The sequence below is a fragment of the Mesorhizobium sp. WSM3868 genome (assembly GCF_002294785.1).
Lineage (GTDB): Bacteria > Pseudomonadota > Alphaproteobacteria > Rhizobiales > Rhizobiaceae > Mesorhizobium.
In genome coordinates this window covers 45,027-62,882 of sequence record NZ_NSGB01000020.1, presented here as the reverse complement: position 1 = coordinate 62,882, position 17,856 = coordinate 45,027, and the positions used below count along the sequence as shown (strand labels likewise).

Annotated in this window: 16 protein-coding genes, 1 tRNA gene and 3 pseudogenes; 9 read left to right on the top strand and 11 right to left on the bottom strand. The window is 61.8% G+C overall.

Translation table 11 applies throughout. The features are described 5' to 3' along the window. The first annotated feature begins 75 nt into the window (after window positions 1-75). Window positions 76-522, top strand: coding sequence for a YcgN family cysteine cluster protein (locus CK221_RS25370; protein ID WP_066994651.1), 447 nt, complete (start codon window positions 76-78; stop codon window positions 520-522). Between the two features lie 307 nt (window positions 523-829). After that, the gene (locus CK221_RS25365) at window positions 830-1,180 is read left to right on the top strand and encodes a hypothetical protein (protein WP_095779689.1); all 351 of its coding nucleotides are present in this window, start codon (window positions 830-832) and stop codon (window positions 1,178-1,180) included. 204 nt (window positions 1,181-1,384) lie between these two features. On the opposite strand, the gene CK221_RS25360 is transcribed toward CK221_RS25365, so the two are convergent. Next, window positions 1,385-2,095 (bottom strand): SIMPL domain-containing protein, encoded by a 711-nt coding sequence (locus CK221_RS25360; protein WP_095779688.1) that lies wholly within the window; start codon window positions 2,093-2,095, stop codon window positions 1,385-1,387. Here CK221_RS25360 and CK221_RS29985 point away from each other — a divergent pair. Both CK221_RS29985 and CK221_RS25355 read left to right on the top strand, forming a co-directional pair. After that, on the top strand, window positions 2,094-2,300 hold the full coding sequence (locus CK221_RS29985; protein WP_143749102.1) for a hypothetical protein: 207 nt from the start codon (window positions 2,094-2,096) through the stop codon (window positions 2,298-2,300). The two genes, CK221_RS25360 and CK221_RS29985, sit on opposite strands and share 2 nt — an antisense overlap. 13 nt (window positions 2,301-2,313) lie before the next feature. Further along, window positions 2,314-2,389 (top strand) — tRNA-Ile (locus CK221_RS25355). Window positions 2,390-2,580: 191 nt separating this feature from the next. Here the strand turns inward: CK221_RS25355 and CK221_RS30895 are convergent. The 10 genes and pseudogenes from CK221_RS30895 to CK221_RS25300 form a co-directional block, all read right to left on the bottom strand. Beyond that, window positions 2,581-3,021: pseudogene (locus CK221_RS30895) on the bottom strand (tyrosine-type recombinase/integrase); the annotation flags it as partial. Window positions 3,022-3,585: 564 nt separating this feature from the next. Next, window positions 3,586-3,834, bottom strand: a complete 249-nt coding sequence (locus CK221_RS25345) for a hypothetical protein (protein WP_095779720.1) — start codon at window positions 3,832-3,834, stop codon at window positions 3,586-3,588. A 571-nt stretch (window positions 3,835-4,405) separates the two neighbouring features. Then, window positions 4,406-4,571: pseudogene (locus CK221_RS30890) on the bottom strand (biotin synthase); the annotation flags it as partial. A gap of 12 nt (window positions 4,572-4,583) precedes the next feature. Beyond that, window positions 4,584-5,102 (bottom strand): aspartate 1-decarboxylase, encoded by a 519-nt coding sequence (gene panD, locus CK221_RS25330; RefSeq protein WP_095779719.1) that lies wholly within the window; start codon window positions 5,100-5,102, stop codon window positions 4,584-4,586. Window positions 5,103-5,229: 127 nt separating this feature from the next. After that, window positions 5,230-5,451 carry a hypothetical protein gene (locus CK221_RS25325; RefSeq protein ID WP_095779687.1) on the bottom strand — a complete coding sequence of 74 codons (222 nt, stop codon included), beginning with the start codon at window positions 5,449-5,451 and terminating at the stop codon, window positions 5,230-5,232. A gap of 124 nt (window positions 5,452-5,575) precedes the next feature. Then, window positions 5,576-6,457 (bottom strand): carboxylating nicotinate-nucleotide diphosphorylase, encoded by an 882-nt coding sequence (gene nadC, locus CK221_RS25320; RefSeq protein ID WP_095779686.1) that lies wholly within the window; start codon window positions 6,455-6,457, stop codon window positions 5,576-5,578. Between the two features lies 1 nt (window position 6,458). After that, window positions 6,459-8,000, bottom strand: a complete 1,542-nt coding sequence (locus tag CK221_RS25315; RefSeq protein ID WP_095779685.1) for an L-aspartate oxidase — start codon at window positions 7,998-8,000, stop codon at window positions 6,459-6,461. After that, window positions 7,997-8,971 carry a quinolinate synthase NadA gene (nadA, locus tag CK221_RS25310; protein WP_095779684.1) on the bottom strand — a complete coding sequence of 325 codons (975 nt, stop codon included), beginning with the start codon at window positions 8,969-8,971 and terminating at the stop codon, window positions 7,997-7,999. The genes CK221_RS25315 and nadA overlap by 4 nt, the downstream gene beginning before the upstream one ends. A 65-nt stretch (window positions 8,972-9,036) precedes the next feature. Next, entirely contained in the window at window positions 9,037-10,002 is a 966-nt protein-coding gene (locus tag CK221_RS25305) for a hypothetical protein (RefSeq protein WP_095779683.1), read from the bottom strand. A 767-nt stretch (window positions 10,003-10,769) separates the two neighbouring features. Then, window positions 10,770-11,968 (bottom strand): annotated as a pseudogene (locus tag CK221_RS25300) (IS256 family transposase). 181 nt (window positions 11,969-12,149) lie between these two features. On the opposite strand from CK221_RS25300, the gene trbE reads away from it, so the two are divergent. Genes trbE through trbG form a run of 5 tightly spaced genes read left to right on the top strand, consistent with a single transcriptional unit; the run spans window position 12,150 to window position 17,849 of the window. Beyond that, complete coding sequence (gene trbE, locus CK221_RS25295) at window positions 12,150-14,027, top strand: conjugal transfer protein TrbE (RefSeq protein WP_245430744.1); 1,878 nt, start codon at window positions 12,150-12,152, stop codon at window positions 14,025-14,027. Next, the gene (gene trbJ / locus CK221_RS25290; RefSeq protein ID WP_095779682.1) at window positions 14,024-14,749 is read left to right on the top strand and encodes a P-type conjugative transfer protein TrbJ; all 726 of its coding nucleotides are present in this window, start codon (window positions 14,024-14,026) and stop codon (window positions 14,747-14,749) included. Before trbE ends, trbJ begins: the two co-directional genes overlap by 4 nt. A 33-nt stretch (window positions 14,750-14,782) precedes the next feature. Further along, window positions 14,783-16,099: a P-type conjugative transfer protein TrbL gene (gene trbL / locus CK221_RS25285; protein WP_095779681.1), complete on the top strand. Its 1,317-nt coding sequence runs from the start codon at window positions 14,783-14,785 to the stop codon at window positions 16,097-16,099. Beyond that, window positions 16,100-16,831, top strand: coding sequence for a conjugal transfer protein TrbF (trbF, locus tag CK221_RS25280; protein WP_095779680.1), 732 nt, complete (start codon window positions 16,100-16,102; stop codon window positions 16,829-16,831). It abuts the gene before it with no gap. Beyond that, complete coding sequence (trbG, locus tag CK221_RS25275; RefSeq protein ID WP_095779679.1) at window positions 16,821-17,849, top strand: P-type conjugative transfer protein TrbG; 1,029 nt, start codon at window positions 16,821-16,823, stop codon at window positions 17,847-17,849. The genes trbF and trbG overlap by 11 nt, the downstream gene beginning before the upstream one ends. Window positions 17,850-17,856 lie beyond the last annotated feature (7 nt).

The following is a 17,856-nucleotide window of genomic DNA, read 5'->3' as shown; positions in this document are numbered from 1 at the left end:
TTTTCTAATGTTGATAATGGGTCACTGTGACAGCAGTGCTTGACCGACAGGTCCCGGAGGGCCAAATCCAGCCGCATGAATGCGCCATTTTGGAAAACCAAGACGCTCGAGGCCATGACGCCGGCCGAATGGGAATCACTCTGTGACGGCTGCGGCAAATGCTGCCTGTCCAAGCTCGAGGACGAGGATACCGGCGAAATCTATTGGACGAGCGTCGGCTGCCGGCTGTTCGACGCCGAAAAATGCCTTTGCTCGGATTATGCGAACCGGCTGGCGCGCGTGCCCGATTGCGTCGGACTGACACCGCAGAATGTGCGCACCATCACCTGGCTGCCCAAGACATGCGCCTACCGGCTCATCGCCGAGGGACACGACCTCTACTGGTGGCACAAACTGGTTTCGGGAAGCGCGGAGACCGTGCATGAGGCCGGGATCTCGATCCGCGGCCGGGTGAAGGCCAAGGAAACGGATCTCGCCGAGCCGGACGACTATTTTGATTATGTGCTTGATGACGAACCCTGACGGGTTCGCATCTTGATGAGGAACCCTGACGGGTCCGCAACTTGATGACGAACCCTGACGGGTTCGCATCTTGATGACGAAGCCTGGCGGCTTCGCATCTTGAAACTCGAGGGAACTGGGGCCTCGGTGACGCGTTCCCCGCGTCAGATTTGGAAGTGCATTCGGGTGAGGGTTTTGCGTTTCTTCCACATGAACCGGACATGAACGGCCGGTTCGCACAAAGTTCAGACACAAAAAGGCATTTTGTAATCATTGGTTCGCCAATCATCCGTTCAAGGGCGAGAGGCCCACAACAAGGAGAGAGACAATGTTCAACCAGATCAAGACGGCAGCCCTTTCGGCCCTTGTCGGGCTTGGCACGCTCGGCGCCATCCCGGCGGCGCATGCGGACAGCCTCTATCTCGGCTTCGGCAACAATCACGATCCGCGCTTCGGCGTCTACACCGGCGATGATGGCTATTACCGCCGCGATCGCGACTGGCGCCGCCGCGGCTGCTCGCCGGACCGCGCGCTCGACAAGGCCGAGCGTATGGGCCTGCACCGCGTTCGCATCGTCGACATCAGCCGCCGAACGGTGAAGGTGGCCGGCCGTCAGTATGGCGACCGCGTGGTGGTGGTCTTCGCCAACGAGCGTGGCTGCCCGATCATCTATCGCTGAGGCTTTTCTGGAGCCTGCGAGGACCGGCTTGGCATGATCCTCTGCAGGACCAGCTGACCTTCTGCGAGGCTGGTAGAAGGGACTCGCTGAGGGTCACCTGTGAGTAGTGGAGCCCCTTCGGCCAGTGCTGAAGCGCGGCTCAGATAAACCCCGGAGGGTCGTCCTCCGGGGTTTAGTTTTGTCCGATTAGCAGAAGCGGGCGGGCTATTTCAGCTCGAACGTGACGGTCACCTGGACGGTGTAGGAATTCTCGCCGGCCTGCACCGGCACGGCGGCGCGGGCGGCATCGAAAGCCTTGGCGTTTAGCGGCATCGGCGCCGGCGCGACGTTCTGGTCGGTGATCTCGATCACCTTGCCAAGGTTGACGCCGGCGGCCGCGGCGAGCGTCTTGGCCTTGGCGAGCGCGTCGGCAACCGCCTTCTTGCGCGCCTCGGTGATGGTGGCCTTCGGATCATCGTTGGTGAAGGCGATGCCGCCGCCCTGGTTGACCCCGAGCGACACCGCCTTGTCGAGGATGTCGCCGGTCTTGTCGACGTCGCGCACGCGCACCGACAGTGTGTTCGTCACCTGGTAGGCAACGAGCTCGGCTTCCTGGCTGCCGTCCGCCTTGTTGGTGTAATTGTAGCGCGGATTGATCTGGATGCCGGCTGTCTGCAGGTCGCGATCGGCAATGCCGGCCGATTTCATCGCCGCGATCACGGCCGCCATGGCATCATTGTTGGCATCGAGCGCGGCGCGCGCGGTCTTTGCCTCACGCATGACGCTGAGCGTCAGGATCGCCATGTCCGGCGCGACAGTCGCTTCGCCTTCGCCCGAGACGACAATGCGCGGAGGCGGCTGCGTGTCGGCGGCGCTTGCCAGCGCCGGAAACGCGATCGCGGCAGCGAGCGCGACAGGCAAAAGATATCTGGTCATGAAAACTCCTCGAAATCTGCGATCCGGTATCCCACCACCTCTGCCCGGCTCGAAAAAGGCATCGATTCCCGGCGTTGCGGGCAGCCCGGACCAGTTCACGCGCTTGATGGGCGCGCACGCCGCTTTACGGAGCGAATATGAGCTGATTTTGGCATTTGCCGCCAGCGCTTTCGAAAGCCTTGTGCCGGGCGGCGAAAAACACTAAGCCAGCCCGCGTGGGGCCTGTAGCTCAATGGTTAGAGCCGGCGGCTCATAACCGCTTGGTTGGGGGTTCGAGTCCCTCCGGGCCCACCATTATCGTTATTTATCAATGCTTTATAGGGCGGTTCGCCACGAGGTTCGCCAATAGGTTCGCCAAGCATCGGCTTGCGGGTTACTAGGCGAACGACTCGGTCCATCCCCTGCACCGCCAGCCGAACCTGCGATGCCTCGCGTGAGTAAAGCTCCGCATGGTCGATGTCATCGTGGCCGAGCACGTCCATGAGCTGCCGGGTCGAGGCCTCTGCCTCCGCGAGATAGACGCCGAGCGACTTCCTCAGCCCGTGCAAGGTCAGGCCCTTCGGCAGGCCGGCAAGCTTGCACCAATGCGCCATCATTCCCGTCAGCGACTTGGCGGAGAACGGCTCGCCGTAGCCGTTGACCAGAACGGTCTCGCCGCGCCCGCGGGCCGCATCCAGGATCTCAGACAGCATCGGTGTGATCGGCACAAAAAGCCGTTTGCCACCAGTTCGTCCCTTGTTCTTGGCCTGAACGATATCAAACCCATCGAAGTGACGCTCGACGCCATCGATGAACACACGACGAGTGACTCTCTGATCCCAGCGCAGGCCCGCGACGTCGCCGCGGCGGTTGCCGAGCCAAAGCGCCAATCCGTAGCAGGTGCGCGCTGCGGTGCCGAGCTGCCAACGCTTTTCGAATTGCGCCATGGCCTCACGCGACCATGCTTTCCAGCCGGCATAGGCGGGCCGCCATTCGACGGCCGCTGTGGGGTCGATTTCAATCCAGTCTTGCCGCAGCGCGACATAGACCAGCTTGCGTATGCCCACCAGCAGGTGCTTGGCCTTGTGAGGCGTGGCGATGAAGCGGCCAAGAAGCTCTTCAACATGGATGCGTCGAAGGTTCCTAACCGGTACGTTCCGCCAGACAAGCGGGTGATCCGGGACCACCCGCAGTTCCAAAAATTCTTCGATCAGCCGCGAGTTTTTGCGCTTGCTGGCCTCGTCTAGCGCCAGCCACTTGACTGAGATCTTCAACCTTTGAAAGGCGGCTCCAAACGTGCCGGGCAGGGCAGCTCCGGGCATTTGGACGACGGCGGCCTTGGGGACTTTCCTGCCCTCGACCGCTGCTTGGTAGGCATCCTTGAAACCGGGTTGGTTAGGGGCCGGCAGACTAACGACACGCTCCTTCGTCCGATAGCGCCAGCGAATTTTTCCGTGGCGATCGGTGTAGGAGGAAAGGCCGGGATATTTGTCGGTCATGGGAGAATGAATCTATTCCCTGCGATGATTCCCTTGCAACAGGAAGTCGACGATATTCTCTTCATCGTCTCCAGGTAGTTCGGTAAACGCAGCTTCGAGCTTCAGGCGATCCCAAATCACACGGCTGTCAACCTTCTTAGGCTTTGGCATGCGGCTGTCGGCGACCATTTGGTCAAACTTGGTTACGCCCACGCCAATATAACGGGCGGCTTCTTCGCGTGAGAGACCCCGAGGAGGGTAGGAAAGGGAGTCGCTTTTCATGACCGCGCCCACCTGCTGCGCCCGCGACTTTGCGGCCGGAATTCTGTGCAGCGATTAGGATCTAGATCGTGACGGCGACCTCCGGAAGAGAGGTGGGTCGAACAGTGCGGTGAATTACGGCCTAGGCGTACAAACAGGATCGTTTGGCGATCGCGGCATGACCTCGGGGGACGAGTCGAAGTCCGCTACCGCCGATCCTCCGACGGGAAGAACTCTTGTCTGCTCTCGAATTTGGCGGCTCCGAGCTTGATGCTCCAAACCGAAAATGGCGGAGAGAGCGTCTTTCGATTTAGCGGCTACTCCATTGAATTCCGCGCCGCGTGTTACGCAGTTTATTACGCAGCTGGTTTGAAGCCGCGCTAACCCTGATGCTGGTTTGAAATGATAAATGCCCCCAAAGCCCAAGGGCTGGAAACGGCCGGCTTGCTATAAGCATCATTATAACTTCCTTCGCGGATGCTGCGGAGGATATCTTCTTCCTACTCTCCTGGCACGAACTGTCGCAAGGAGTTCGGTAGCAATGGCTTGGGGGAAGGCAACTACGCCGTCCTGGTCGCCAACGACGATGTCACTTGATGGAGAGCAGGCGAGACAACTGCACCCGGTTGGGATCGAAATTCTGCCGATGGATCCTGGGCTCGGAACAGCAGGTCGCTGAAAGGCAGGTCGTAGATAGCCTGCTCCGCTTTCCGGTTCCATTGCGGGCAGCCTGGGCTGATCGGCTCGCCAGTCAACATGTAGCTGCGGGTTCATTCCGCTTTCCCTTCGCGGGTATTCGGCGGTCGGCAATCCGGAAAATCGGCCGCCGGGCTAAATTTCGATTTGGCAACAAGCGCGGGTATAGAGAGCGGCTTATTAGCGACGTCGAGTATCGAAAAGCTGTATCCCCCGACCGCATCGCGCTCGACCGAATAGATCAGATGGTCGACGACGCGATTGTCCTTGTCGAACGTCAGCACACGCGGCTTGAGCGCGGTCAACTCCCTCTCGTGCACATAGACCGAATTGCAGATGATGACCTGATCGCCTGGCTGGCAGGTGCGGGCGGCGGCGCCATTGAGAATGCAGTAGCGCGATCCGCGTTCGCCGAGGATGACGTAGGTCGAGATCCTTGCGCCGAAATTCTTATTCCAGATATCGACGACTTCCATCGGCAGGATGCCCGCCTCCTCGCAATGCTCGGGGTCGAGCGTGATCGAGCCGTGGTAGTCGAGATTGGCCTCGGTGACGTGGATGCCGTGCAGCTTGCCCGCGATGATCTTGCGCATCTTTTCCTCCCACAGCACGCGACTCGGCTACTCGCGTCGATGTTTTGTACGTCCCTGCGGTGATCGCGACATGGGGGGCTTCTGCTCTCCCGCTCACCAAGCAGCTATAGCTGCTGCGCCCGTCTGCTCAACTCATGTCATCGGCGCAGACCGGCGTATCCATTGTTTTGCCTTGAGCGGAGGAACGCTCTCTTCTGATCGCGTCGCAGGATTCGGTGAAGGCGACGTCCAGCAGATAACCGAGAAATTCCAACCTGTGAGAAGCCGCCACCTGGCGCAGTTCATCGAGCCGGCAGACGATAAAGCCAAGTGCTTCGTCACGACCTTCTGTTCGTTCAGTATCTGTCATCTTTCGCCCTCGCAAACACATCCCATCGCCCGCAGCGTACGGTCGCTTGCATGCGCCTCGAAGGCTTGGCGCTGGCCGGGTTGCGACCGGGTTTGCCGGGAAGAACCGGTTCATGTCCGCGCCATCAGTTCAGACGCCTGCTGCAGTTGCTATCGACCGGCACATCCATCCCGATGTCCAGGATCGAAGCGCTGTGGGTCAGCGAACCAACCGAAATCAAGTCGACGCCGGTCGCCGCTATAGCAGCAACGCTCGCCCGTGTTATCCGACCGGAGGCTTCCGTAATTACGCGGCCGCCGACCATTGCGACAGCCTGGGCAAGGTCCTCGACGGACATGTTGTCGAGGAGTACGGCGTCGACGCCCGCTGAAAGCGCCATCTCCAGCTGCTCCAGCGTGTCGACTTCGACCTCGATCTTGACCATGTGGCCTATGGCGCCGCGCGCGCGCTCGATCGCGGTACGAATGTCGCCGGCAATGGCGATGTGATTGTCCTTGATGAGTACGGCGTCGTCTAGCGCAAAACGGTGGTTGGCGCCGCCACCGGCACGCACGGCGTATTTTTCCAGGACACGCAGGCCGGGCGTCGTCTTTCTTGTGCACACGATCTTTGCGTTATGCCCGCGCACTGCCTCGACGAGCGCGGCAGTAGCAGTCGCAATGCCGCTCAGCCGGCAAAGGAAATTGAGCGCTGTCCGCTCGGCCGTCAGCAGGCTGCGCGCTGGGCCGCTGACATTCGCTATGGTTTCCCCGGCCGAAACTCTGCCCCCCTCGGGACAGCGCAGCTGCATGCTGATTGCAGGATCGACGAGGAGGAAGGCAAACATGACCAGATCGAGCCCGGCAATGACGCCAGCTTGCCGTGTGTTCAACGCAAATGTCGCTTTGCAATCGGCGGGAATGATCGCATCGCTGGTGATGTCGCCGGCTCTGCCCAGATCTTCCAGAAGGGCATTGCGCACGATAGGTTCCATGATGATCTGGGGAAGCGGTGCAAGTGAAGTCATATCAACGGCCCCTTTCGGAGGCTTGCCAACTGAGCGCGACGGCATTCTCAAAGGCCGTGCTGAGCGTCAGACGCGAGGGGAGGGCGGCAGCAGCGCGCCCGAGGAAATCGGAGCGGCAGTGCGAACCGCGGCTCTCCTCGCGCCTAAGGGCTGCGATCGCAATCAGCAGCGCCACCAGCGCCGGGTCGGCCGCGGCCGTGTCGCCAACAGCTATCGGAAGGAGAGTTACAAGGGCGTCGCGCAGCGCATTGCCGTTGCGGACAATGCCAAGCGCATTGGAGACGAGTTGACGTATAGGTGAAGGGTCGGGTCGCAAGGGAACGACCGCCGGAAGCCTGGGCCACTGCCAGCCCGCGCAGGTGCCGGCGACGCTTGCCGCAACCCAAGCACTTGTCGCGACTGCTTCAGCCAGCGAGTTGCTGGCGAGCCGGTTCGCGCCATGCAGTCCGGTGCAAGCGACCTCACCGCATGCCCACAGGCCGGAGACGGAACTTCGTCCCTCAGCATCTACGGCCACACCGCCCATGTGGTAGTGCGCCGCCGGTCGCACCGGAATCGGCTCGAGGGCCGGGTCGATGCCGGCGTGCTTGCAAGCGGCGTCTATCGCCGGGAAGCGTTTTGCGAATTTCTGTCCGAGGCATTGTCGGGCGTCGAGGAACACACGATGTCCCTCCGCCAGCTGATCGCAAATCGCCCGAGCGACGACATCACGCGCTGCAAGCTCGGCCCCGGGCACTCCGGTGAGAAAGCGGTGACCGCGCTCGTCGACGAGAACGGCCCCTTCGCCGCGCACCGCTTCGCTCACAAGGGGCATTGGCCGACGCAGAGTATCGAGCGCTGTCGGATGAAACTGCACGAATTCGAGATCGGCGAGCTCCGCGCCGGCACAGGCGGCCAGAGCGAGGCCGTGTCCAAACGAGGAAAGCGGGTTCGTCGTGTCACGAAACAGGCCACCTATTCCCCCGGACGCAAGCACTACTCGGCGAGTGGGCAACGCGAAGACGCTGCCGTTAAGGACAGCCAGCAAGCCGACGATGCTGCCCCCTGAAACGACCAGGTGAAGGGCTGTTACGCCTTCCATGATCGTGATCGAGCGGGTCCGCCGCGCCACAGCGAGCAGCGCGCGGAACAACTCGTGACCGGTGGCGTCCCCGGCGGCATGCACAATGCGGCGACGCGAATGCGCCGCCTCCAGACCAAGCTGCAGTTTTCCGTCCAACGCGCGGTCGAAGGGAGCTCCCAACCGTATGAGGTGGTGGATAGCTTCAGGTACAGCCTCGACTACCCGCCTAGCCACTTGTTCGTTGCAAAGACCATCACCGGCGGCAAGCGTATCGGCGAGGTGAAATTCCGTGCCGTCGTCCTCGCCGAGGCTGGCTGCTAGGCCGCCCTGGGCGAGCGTGGTGGATGCTTCGGTTCCGAGCGGCGTCCTGGAGAGAAGGACAACCGGTTGTGGCGCCAAATGCAGCGCCGTCATCAGGCCTGCAAGGCCGGCGCCGACAATGACCGGCGCCCCGCCAATGTCATGGATGTATGGCGTCATACGAAGAGCATGCGCTCGACGGCCCAGCGGGCTCGCTCCGCAACACGCGGATCGATCGTGACTATGTGACGGTTCTCCTCAAGCGCTGTCCGTATATTGGCGAGCGTTATGCGCTTCATGTGCGGGCACAGATTGCACGGGCGCACGAATTCAATGTCCGGATGCTCGACCGCGACGTTGTCGCTCATCGAGCATTCGGTCATCAGCACAACCCGCGCGGGCTTGTGCTGCCCGACATAGTCCGCCATCGCCGCCGTCGAGCCTGCGAAATCCGCTCCGGCGACAACCTCCGGCGGGCACTCGGGATGGGCCAGCACAGTGACGCCCGGATGCGCTTCGCGCAGCTCGCGGATGTCCGCCGCGGTGAAGCGCTCGTGCACCTCACAGCGCCCCTTCCAGGCGATGATTTCGACCTTGGTCTGGGCAGCGATGTTTTTTGCCAGATACTCGTCGGGCAGCATGATCACCCGAGGAGCGCCGAGCGATTTCACCACTGCGAGCGCATTACCCGAGGTGCAGCAGATGTCGGACTCGGCTTTCACCGCCGCGGATGTGTTGACATAGGTCACGATTGGCACGTTGGGATAGCGCTGCCGCATCAGCCGCACGTCCTCGGGGGTGATCGAGTCGGCCAGCGAACAGCCCGCGGCGAGGTCGGGAATGAGTACGGTCTTGTCGGGATTGAGGAGCTTGGCGGTTTCGGCCATGAAATGGACCCCGGCGAGCACGATGACGTCCGCATCGACCGACATCGCCCTGCGAGCGAGCGCTAGGCTGTCGCCGACGATGTCAGCCACGCAATGGAAGATCTCGGGTGTCTGATAATTGTGCGCGAGGATTACCGAATTGCGCTTGCGCTTCAGCGCCAGGATGGCTTCGATGTCATTGGAAAAGGCCGACCATTCGATCGGCGGGATAACGCGCCGGACGCGTTCATAAAGGGCCGCAGCCGTTGGTAATGCCGCGGTCATCGACGCCTCCGCTTATAGTCCATCTGGCTATAAGGGGTATATATCCACGTTGACTATAAAGTCTGTCAAGCCCGGGACAGCGGCAATTTTGTCCCAATGACTGCCCGTTCGTCGTGGACCACATGGCGGAACCGAAAAAGCTTTGCCGGCCGGCCGCCCGTATCGAGAGAGGTCTCGCCAGTCTCCTCAACGAGCTCTTGCTGTTCGACAAGCCTGCGGAAGTTCGGCTTGTTGATCAGCCTGCCGGCGAGCGCCTCCACCGTTCGCTGCAACTGGAGCAGCGTGAAGGTCGGTCGCATGAGTTCGAACACAACCGGCCGGTATTTGATCTTGGAGCGAAGCCGCGCGATGCCGGTTGCGAGGATACGGCGATGGTCGCCTACCATAGTCTTGCCGCACACAGTCGCAGCGGGTACCGAATCAAGCGCGCCACCAGCCTCTCCGACCAGCGCGGCTTCATACAGTAGTTCATAGCGCTGCAGCGTGAGTTCCTCGTTCCAGGGACGGTCGTCGAACGCGAAGGCTATTGCCGAACGTTGTCGGCGTTCACGTCGCGCCGCCGCGTCGCTTCCGCTTTTCGCCCATGCAATGAGGCGCGGCCGCAATATGCCAAGCGCCTCCGGCGTGCCGGATCGGTGGTCTTCCCAGGGAAAATATTCATACCAGCTTTTCCAATGAGACTTGCGCGACACGGCCATCGCGTCCTGTCTAGTCAGTGCGAGATAGCTGATGGAAATGTTGCGCTGCTCGCGGTCAGCACCGATTCGGTCGCGGTCAGCGAAGGTATATAGCTGCTCGATGTAGCCTAACGGGTGGCCCGTCTGTTGCTCGACCCAGTCCCTCAAGCCCGACTGCAGGGAACGATGACTGAATTCGAAGGGACCGGACGGCAAGACATCCTGCTGCCCGATGGTCAGGACACACGGCTTAGTGTCGGTCACGGCGGCGACAACCGCGATCAAGTCCACATTGATGTCTGGCCCCTTCCGGACCCCGCTACCTTTTTTGGTTCCAGCTACGTTATCCTGCATTTTTCAAAAGTGGGTCGCGCTCGGGCTAAACCGATTTAAGGACCCTGGACTATGAGGAACCATGCGTCAACCGCGTGGCCATAGGTCATCCTGTTCTTTGCACCTTCACAAAGCTGTGCCAAAGGCGACACCCGCCGAGGGTAACCTAAGGGAAGGCTCCGCTAGTTGAGCCCAGATGCTGGAAGACGACGTGAGCGCGCTCCAAGGACTGCTTCCCTATCTGATAGCGGCCAAGTCTTCCCGCGTATTGGGTGCATGCTGTCGCGAGGGTTCACCAGTATACGTGATGCAGGCGGCGCCCCCGGTTTCGCCATGGCAGTTGAGAAAGGTCTATTCACAGGCCACCCTCGCATCTCCCGTCGGGGCGCGCAGTGGCGCCCGCTGGCGGACAAGGCGTCGTTTGATTTGACCCTTACGCTATTGAAAATATTAACTTTTTTCTGACGATTGTTACGCCGTTGTTTGTTACGCACCTACAAGATCAACTAAAATGGCTTTCGATCTCGTGGCCTCTAGGGTTGGCCGCTTTTTCGCGGCGGGCACAGATTGCGATCTATCCAAATGTTGGAGGAAGTGAGGGTCACTTCTGATCAGCCTGCGCCGAGCCCCGCCTCCGACTCGACGCGCATTCAAAAATTAGCTCAGTCTTAACGGCAGCTTCGCGTCTCAATGTCGCCCTTGAAGTCCGCTCTTCCCATGATCATGTCCCGGGATGTGGTGTAGCTGGCGGCATTGGTCGCCGAGCTCTCCGGCATGGGCCGGGCTGATCAGCGTGCCACGGCTGGCAGGCTGATGAGGGGATCATCACTCATTTGGCTGATCGTCTCAAGGGTCATATAGCGGGCTCGCTGGACGGCCCACTCATCATTCTGTTCGAGCAGCAGCGCCCCGACGAGGCGCACGATCGCATCGTCGTTCGGGAAGATTCCGACGACCTCGGTGCGTCGCTTGATCTCGCCGTTGAGACGCTCGATCGGATTCGCCGAGTGGAGCTTGGCGCGATGTTCCTTCGGGAAGGTCATATAGGCCAGCACGTCGGGCTCGGCGTCATCCATGATTGTCGCCAGCTTAGGGACCTTGGGCCGGATCTGATCACCCACGGCACGCCATTGGGTGCTCGCGGTCTCGGGCGTTTCCTGGGCGAAGGCGGTGGCGATGAAGGCCGCGACGACCCTGCGGCCGCTCTTGCCGGCGTGCGCCAGCACGTTCCTCATGAAGTGGACGCGGCACCTCTGCCAAGTGGCGCACAGCACCTTGGTGACGGCCGCCTTGAGGCCTTCATGTGCGTCTGAGACGACGAGCTTGACGCCGCGCAGGCCGCGACGTGTCAGCTTGCGAAGGAACTCGGTCCAGATCGGCTCGGCCTCCGAGGCACGATCTCCATGCCAAGCACCTCGCGCCGGCCGTCTGCATTGACGCCGACGGCGATGATGACGGCGACCGATACGATGCGCCCACCGCGGCGCACCGTCAGGTAAGTGGCATCGATCCACAAGTATGGCCAATCCCCCTCTATCGGCCGCTCGAGGAAGGCTTTCACCTTGCCGTCGATCTCCTCGCACAGCCGCGAGACCTGGCTCTTGGAGATGCCGCTCATGCCCATCGCCTTGACCAGATCGTCGACCGAGCGCGTCGAGATGCCCTGCACATAGGCTTCCTGGATGACGGCGGTGAGCGCCTCCTCGGCCATGCGGCGCGGCTCGAGGAAGCCCGGGAAGTAGGACCCCTTCCTGAGCTTGGGAATGCGAAGTTCGACGGTTCCCGCCCGCGTTTCCCAATCCCGCTCGCGATAGCCGTTGCGTTGAGCGAGCCGCAGCGGAGTCTTCTCGCCATAGCCGGCACCGGTGGCCGCGCCCACCTCCAATTCCATCAGCCGCTCGGCGGCGAAGCCGATCATCTCGCGCAGCAGATCGGCATCCGGGGTCTTCTCCACGAGCGTGCGCAGGTTCATCATGTCGTCGGTCATCGGTGGTCCTTCCGAAATGGGTTGGCGTCAACAACCAAACCCTACCGGAAAGCGCCGATGACCATCGAAAGGCCGCTCACTCGCTACAGCGCTACTAACGGCGCGCTCGCGAGCGGCTTCATAACCCTCAGCTACACCACCTGATGGGACACGACCCTTCCCATCGTGAAACCTGACATTTTTGTTGGGGCGCTCGCATCCGGTCGCCGTGCCGGAAACGCCGATCTATCTCGACGGCATTCTGGTCGATGCGCCGCTCACGGGCGGGCTGGAGCCGATGCTGGGCGATCTGCATCTGCGGACCCTCACCATCCTCGGGTTCCCGAACCTCACCCGGCCCGGAATCCTCGATGCGCTGAACAACCAGGATTTTGCCTATCGCTGGATGACGCGCTTCATTCCCCTCGACAAGCCTGAAGCCACCAAAGCGCTGACGCGGTTGCGCCGGCAGTGGTTTGCCAAGCGCAAATCGATCGTCGCTATCCTGCGCGAGGTTGTAAGCAATGAACCCGTTCCGCTGGTCGACAGCGATGCGGACAACAAGGCCCTCGATGCCGACGAAGCGCTTCAGGCCTTGGGTGGCGATCACGTCGGTTTCGGTTATCTCACCACGACCGTGACGGTGTCGGACGAAGATCATCAAGCCGCCGCCGAAAAACTTCGCGCGGTCGAGCGCATCGTCAATGGGCTCGGCTTCACCACGATCCGCGAAAGCGTCAATGCGGTCGAGGCGTGGCTCGGCTCGTTGCCCGGCCACGTCTACGCAAATGTTCGCCAGCCGCTCGTTCATACGCTGAACCTGGCCCACCTCATGCCGCTGTCGTCAGTGTGGGCCGGCCCGGCGGCGAACGAGCATCTCGCCAAGGTCACCCAGACCGAAGCGCCGCCACTTCTCTTCGCCGAGACGGGTGGGTCGACGCCCTTCCGACTTTCTACTCATGTCGACGATGTCGGTCACATGCTGATCGTTGGTCCGACCGGGGCGGGCAAGTCGGTTCTGCTTGCGCTGATCGCGCTGCAGTTTCGGCGATATGCCGGCGCGCAGGTCTATGTCTTCGACAAAGGCAATTCCGCTCGTGCCGCAACGCTCGCCTTGGGTGGGGAACACCACGCCTTAGGGGCTGACGGCGCGCTTGCCTTCCAGCCGCTGCGCAACATCCACGATCCGGTCACGCGCAGCTGGGCGGCAGAATGGATAGCCAGCCTCATTGCCCATGAGAACGTCTCCGTCACGCCCGAGGTGAAGGAGGCAATCTGGTCTGCACTCGGCAGCCTTGCCACCGCGCCGGCGCAGGAACGCACGCTGACTGGACTGTCGGTCCTGCTTCAGTCCAATGCGCTGAAGTCCGCCTTAATGCCCTACACGCTGGATGGCCCCTTCGGCCGGCTGCTCGACGCCGACGACGATCGGCTGGCCTTGTCGGATGTTCAGTGTTTCGAGACCGAGGAGCTGATGCACAGCCAAGCCGCTGTGCTGCCGGTGCTCACCTATCTCTTCCATCGTCTCGAAGAGCGGTTCGACGGACGGCCGACGCTGCTCATGCTTGATGAGGCATGGGTCTATCTCGACAATCCGCTCTTCGCCGCCCGCATCCGCGAATGGCTGAAGGTGCTGCGCAAGAAGAACGTCTCGGTGATCTTCGCCACGCAGTCGCTTGCCGACATCGCGAGCTCGGCGATCGCGCCGGCAATCATCGAGAGCTGCCCGCAGCGCATTTTTCTCCCCAACGATCGTGCCGTGGAGCCGCAGGCGCGAGCCGCCTATGAGCGCTTCGGTCTGAACGAACGCCAGATCGAGCTCGTCGCCCGCGCTACTCCAAAGCGGCAGTACTATTTGCAATCGCGTCGCGGCAACCGTCTCTTCGAGCTCGGCCTTGGCCCCATCGCGCTTGCGCTTTGCGGCGCGTCCGATCCAGCCACGCAGACGCTCATCGATAGCGTCCTGTCCGAGCACGGGCAGGGCGGCTTTGCCTTCCACTTCCTGAATGCGCGCGGCCTCGATTGGGCCGCCGAGCTTCTCCGGCAATTTCCTCAAGCAGACATGGAGCAATCGTCATGATGCGGCGCCGTTTTCTTTCCGGCCTGATCACTCTTTCTCTTATCGCCAAGCCGCTGGCCGACTATGTGCAGCCAGCCTATGCCCTGATCGTGTTCGATCCCTCGAACTATGCGCAGAACGTACTCTCGGCGGCGCGGGCATTGGAACAGATCAACAACCAGATCCAGTCGCTGCAGAATCAGGCGACTATGCTGGAGAACATGGCCCGCAACCTCCAGAACCTGGATTTTTCCTCGGTCGGCCAGCTTACCGGTTCGCTGCAACGGATCGACGGTTTGATGGACCAGGCAAGTGGTCTGAGCTTTGATCTCGGCAAGCTTCAGGACCAGTGGCGCCAGCAATATCCAGAAAGCTACGATGCCACGATCAAGGTCAGCGACGTGGCAAGCGCTGCTCGCGAGCGTTGGCAGAGCGCGATGCAGGCGTTCCGCCAGACCATGAATGTCCAGTCGCAGATCGTGGAAAATGTCCGCGGCGACGGCGACCTGCTTGCCGATCTCGTCAACCGCAGCCAAGGGGCAGCAGGTGCGCTCGAAGCAAGCCAGGCCACCAATCAGCTGATCGCGCTTTCGACCAAGCAGCAGATGCAGATCCAGACGCTGCTTGCGACGCAGTTTCGGGCCGAGGCCGAGGACGCGGCGCGCAAAGCGCAGTCCGAGGAAGCCGCCCGCCAGACGACAAAGCGCTTCCTGGGCACCGGCACCGCCTATTCGGGCAACTGATCACTAGCACTTCAACCTGAGGAAGGCGGCGGCATGAACGACCTTGGCGTCATTGATCGCTTCATGGAGACTTTTGTCCGCTATATCGATAGCGGGTTCGGTCTGCTTTCGGGCGACGTCGCCTTCCTTACCACGACTCTCATTGGCATCGACATCACGCTGGCAGGCCTCGCTTGGGCATTCGGCGGCGAGCCCAACATTCTCGGTCGCCTCATCCGCAAGGTGCTCTATGTCGGCGTTTTCGCCTTCATCCTGAACAATTTCAAGAACCTCGCCGACATCATCTACCGCTCCTTTGCCGGCCTCGGCATCAACGCGTCCTCCGGCAATCTCTCCGCCGACAACCTCCTGCACCCGGGCCGCATCGCCGCCACCGGTTTCCAGGGCGCCTGGCCGCTGCTCGATCAAGCGAGCCAGCTTCTGGGTTTCCCGGAAATCTTCGGCAATGCACTCACAATCTTCGTGCTGCTCGTGGCCTGGTTCCTGGTGATCATCGCCTTCTTCATTCTTTCGATCCAGCTCTTCATCACCATCCTGGAGTTCAAGCTCACCACGTTGGCCGGTTTCGTTCTGGTGCCCTTCGCGCTGTGGAACCGATCGGCGTTTCTGGCCGAGCGCGTGCTCGGCAATGTGATCTCGTCCGGCATAAAGGTGATGGTGCTCGCCGTCATCGTGGGCATCGGCTCTACGCTGTTCGGCGACTTCGCTTCCGCACTGCAAGGCAAGGAGCCCGACCTGGCGGCCGCCATGTCGCAGGTGCTTGGCGCGCTGGCGCTTCTCGGGCTCGGCATTTTTGGTCCTGGGATCGCCTCGGGTCTTGTCTCCGGCGCGCCGCAGCTTGGTGCGGGCGCAGCACTGGGCACCACGGCGGCGGCTGCCGGATCGGCGCTTGTTGCCGGGGGAGCTGCCTTTGCCGGTGCACGCATGGCAACTGGCGGCGGGCTTGCCGCCGTCAGAGCCGGCACGACCATGGGTTCGGCAGCTTCCTCGGCCTGGCAGTTGGGACGTGCAACCTCGCCCGACTCCGGCCTGTCCGGTGTGGCTGCCGGAATGCAGGGCGTGGCAAGTGCCGCCGGCGGTGCCGTGCTGCGAGCAGCAGGATCTGCCGCGGGAAGCTTCAGGGCTAGCGCCAACGCCGGACGCGAAGCTGCATGGACCGCGACCGGCGGTGCGCCGACCGCGTCAATGCCCGGAGGTCAGGCCGGTTCTAATACCGCGCCCAATTGGGCGAGACGCATGCGTTCCGAACAGACCGCCCGTGCTCATCGCCACACCGCCATGCAGGCTGTCCGCGACGGGGACAGACCGGGCGGCAGCGCCAATCCTTCTCTCAACGACAAGGACGACTAAATGCTCTTCAAACGACCCATTCAACGTTACGGCAAGACGCCCGAGCCGGTCACGCCGTATCAGAAGGCCGGCCAGCTCTGGGATGAGCGCATCGGCGCATCGCGGGTACAGGCCCGCAATTGGCGGCTGATGGCCCTTGGCTGCCTCTCCTTGGCGACCGGGCTCTCCATTGGTCTCGTTTGGCAGTCGATGCAAAGTCGAGTCGTGCCTTACGTCGTCGAGGTCGACCGTTTTGGTGAGGTGCGAGCCGTGGCACCAGCGATCCGGGACTATGAGCCCACTGACGCCCAGATCGCTTGGCATCTCGGCCGCTTCATCCAAAATGTCCGTTCCGTTTCCACCGATCCGGTGCTGGTTCGGCAGAACTGGTTAGCAGCCTACGACTTTGCCACCGACCGCGCAGCACTCTTCCTCAACGAATACGCCAAGGCGAACGACCCGTTCGGGCAGATCGGCACACGCAGCGTGTCGGTGCAGTTGACCAGCGTAGTCAGGGCCTCCGACAGCTCGTTCCAGGTCAAATGGACCGAGCAAATTTTTGAGCGCGGCAGCCTGGCGAGCACGGCGCGCTGGACCGCAATCCTCACCATCGTGATCCGCCCGCCAAGCAATACCGAGCAGCTGCGCAGCAACCCGCTCGGCGTCTTCATCAACGCCATCGATTGGTCGCGTGAGCTCGACAGCGCAGCACCTGCATCCGTTTCCCCGAAGGAGCCCGCCAATGAGAAATAGAGCCTCATCGCTCCGTGCCGTGCTGATCCTGTCAGCGTCGGCAGCCGTCGTCTCGGCTTGCGCATCGAAGCCGTTGCCGCCGCCTGAGTTTTCTTATGATGCTGCCGACTTCAAAGCAGCGGCAATCGAGAAGCCGCCGGAGAAGCCGGTCAAGATCGTCGAGGTGCCGAAGCCGCTGCCTTTGCCCGGTCAGTTGCAGCCTGATCCAGGCAAGGTCGTCGAGGACAAACGTTCCCCAGAAGAACGTGTCGCGGACGCCAACAAGGCGGCGACACAGCAGCCCACCAAATACGGCTATGTCAATGCGGTCCAGGTCTATCCCTTTGCCGATGGCGCGCTTTATCAGCTCTACGCAGCACCCGAGCGCATCACCGATATCGCTCTGCAACCGGGTGAGAAGCTGACGTCAGTGTCGGCCGGTGACACGGTGCGCTGGGTCATCGGCGATACCGTTAGCGGCACCGGAGATAATCAGCGCACGCATGTGCTGGTAAAGCCTTTCGCGCCGGGGCTTAGCACCAACCTCGTGATCACCACGGAGCGGCGGACCTATCACCTGCAGCTTCAAAGCACCGACAAGACCGCAATGGCGGCTCTCTCGTGGACCTATAGCGAGGACCAGATCATTGCGCTGCGCCAGCGTAACGCTCAGGCCGAAGCGGCCACGCCCGTGGCGTCGAATGTGGCGCTCGAGAACATCCGCTTCCGCTATGCGATTACTGGCGACACGCCGCCCTGGAGACCGACGCGTGCCTTCGACGACGGCAGCAAGGTCTATATCGAATTCTCTCGCCGCATCGACCAGGGCGAGGCGCCGCCGCTCTTCATCGTCGGAGCCGACGGCAGCAACCAGCTCGTCAACTACCGCATGCGCGGCAACTATTACATCGTCGATCGGCTCTTTGCCGCCGCCGAACTGCGGCTCGGCTCCAAGCAGCAGCAGGTGGTGCGCATCACCCGGACTGACGGGCGGCAACCGGAGCGGCGGATCTCGCCTTTTTCCCGTTTCGGCAGGTGAGGGGAGG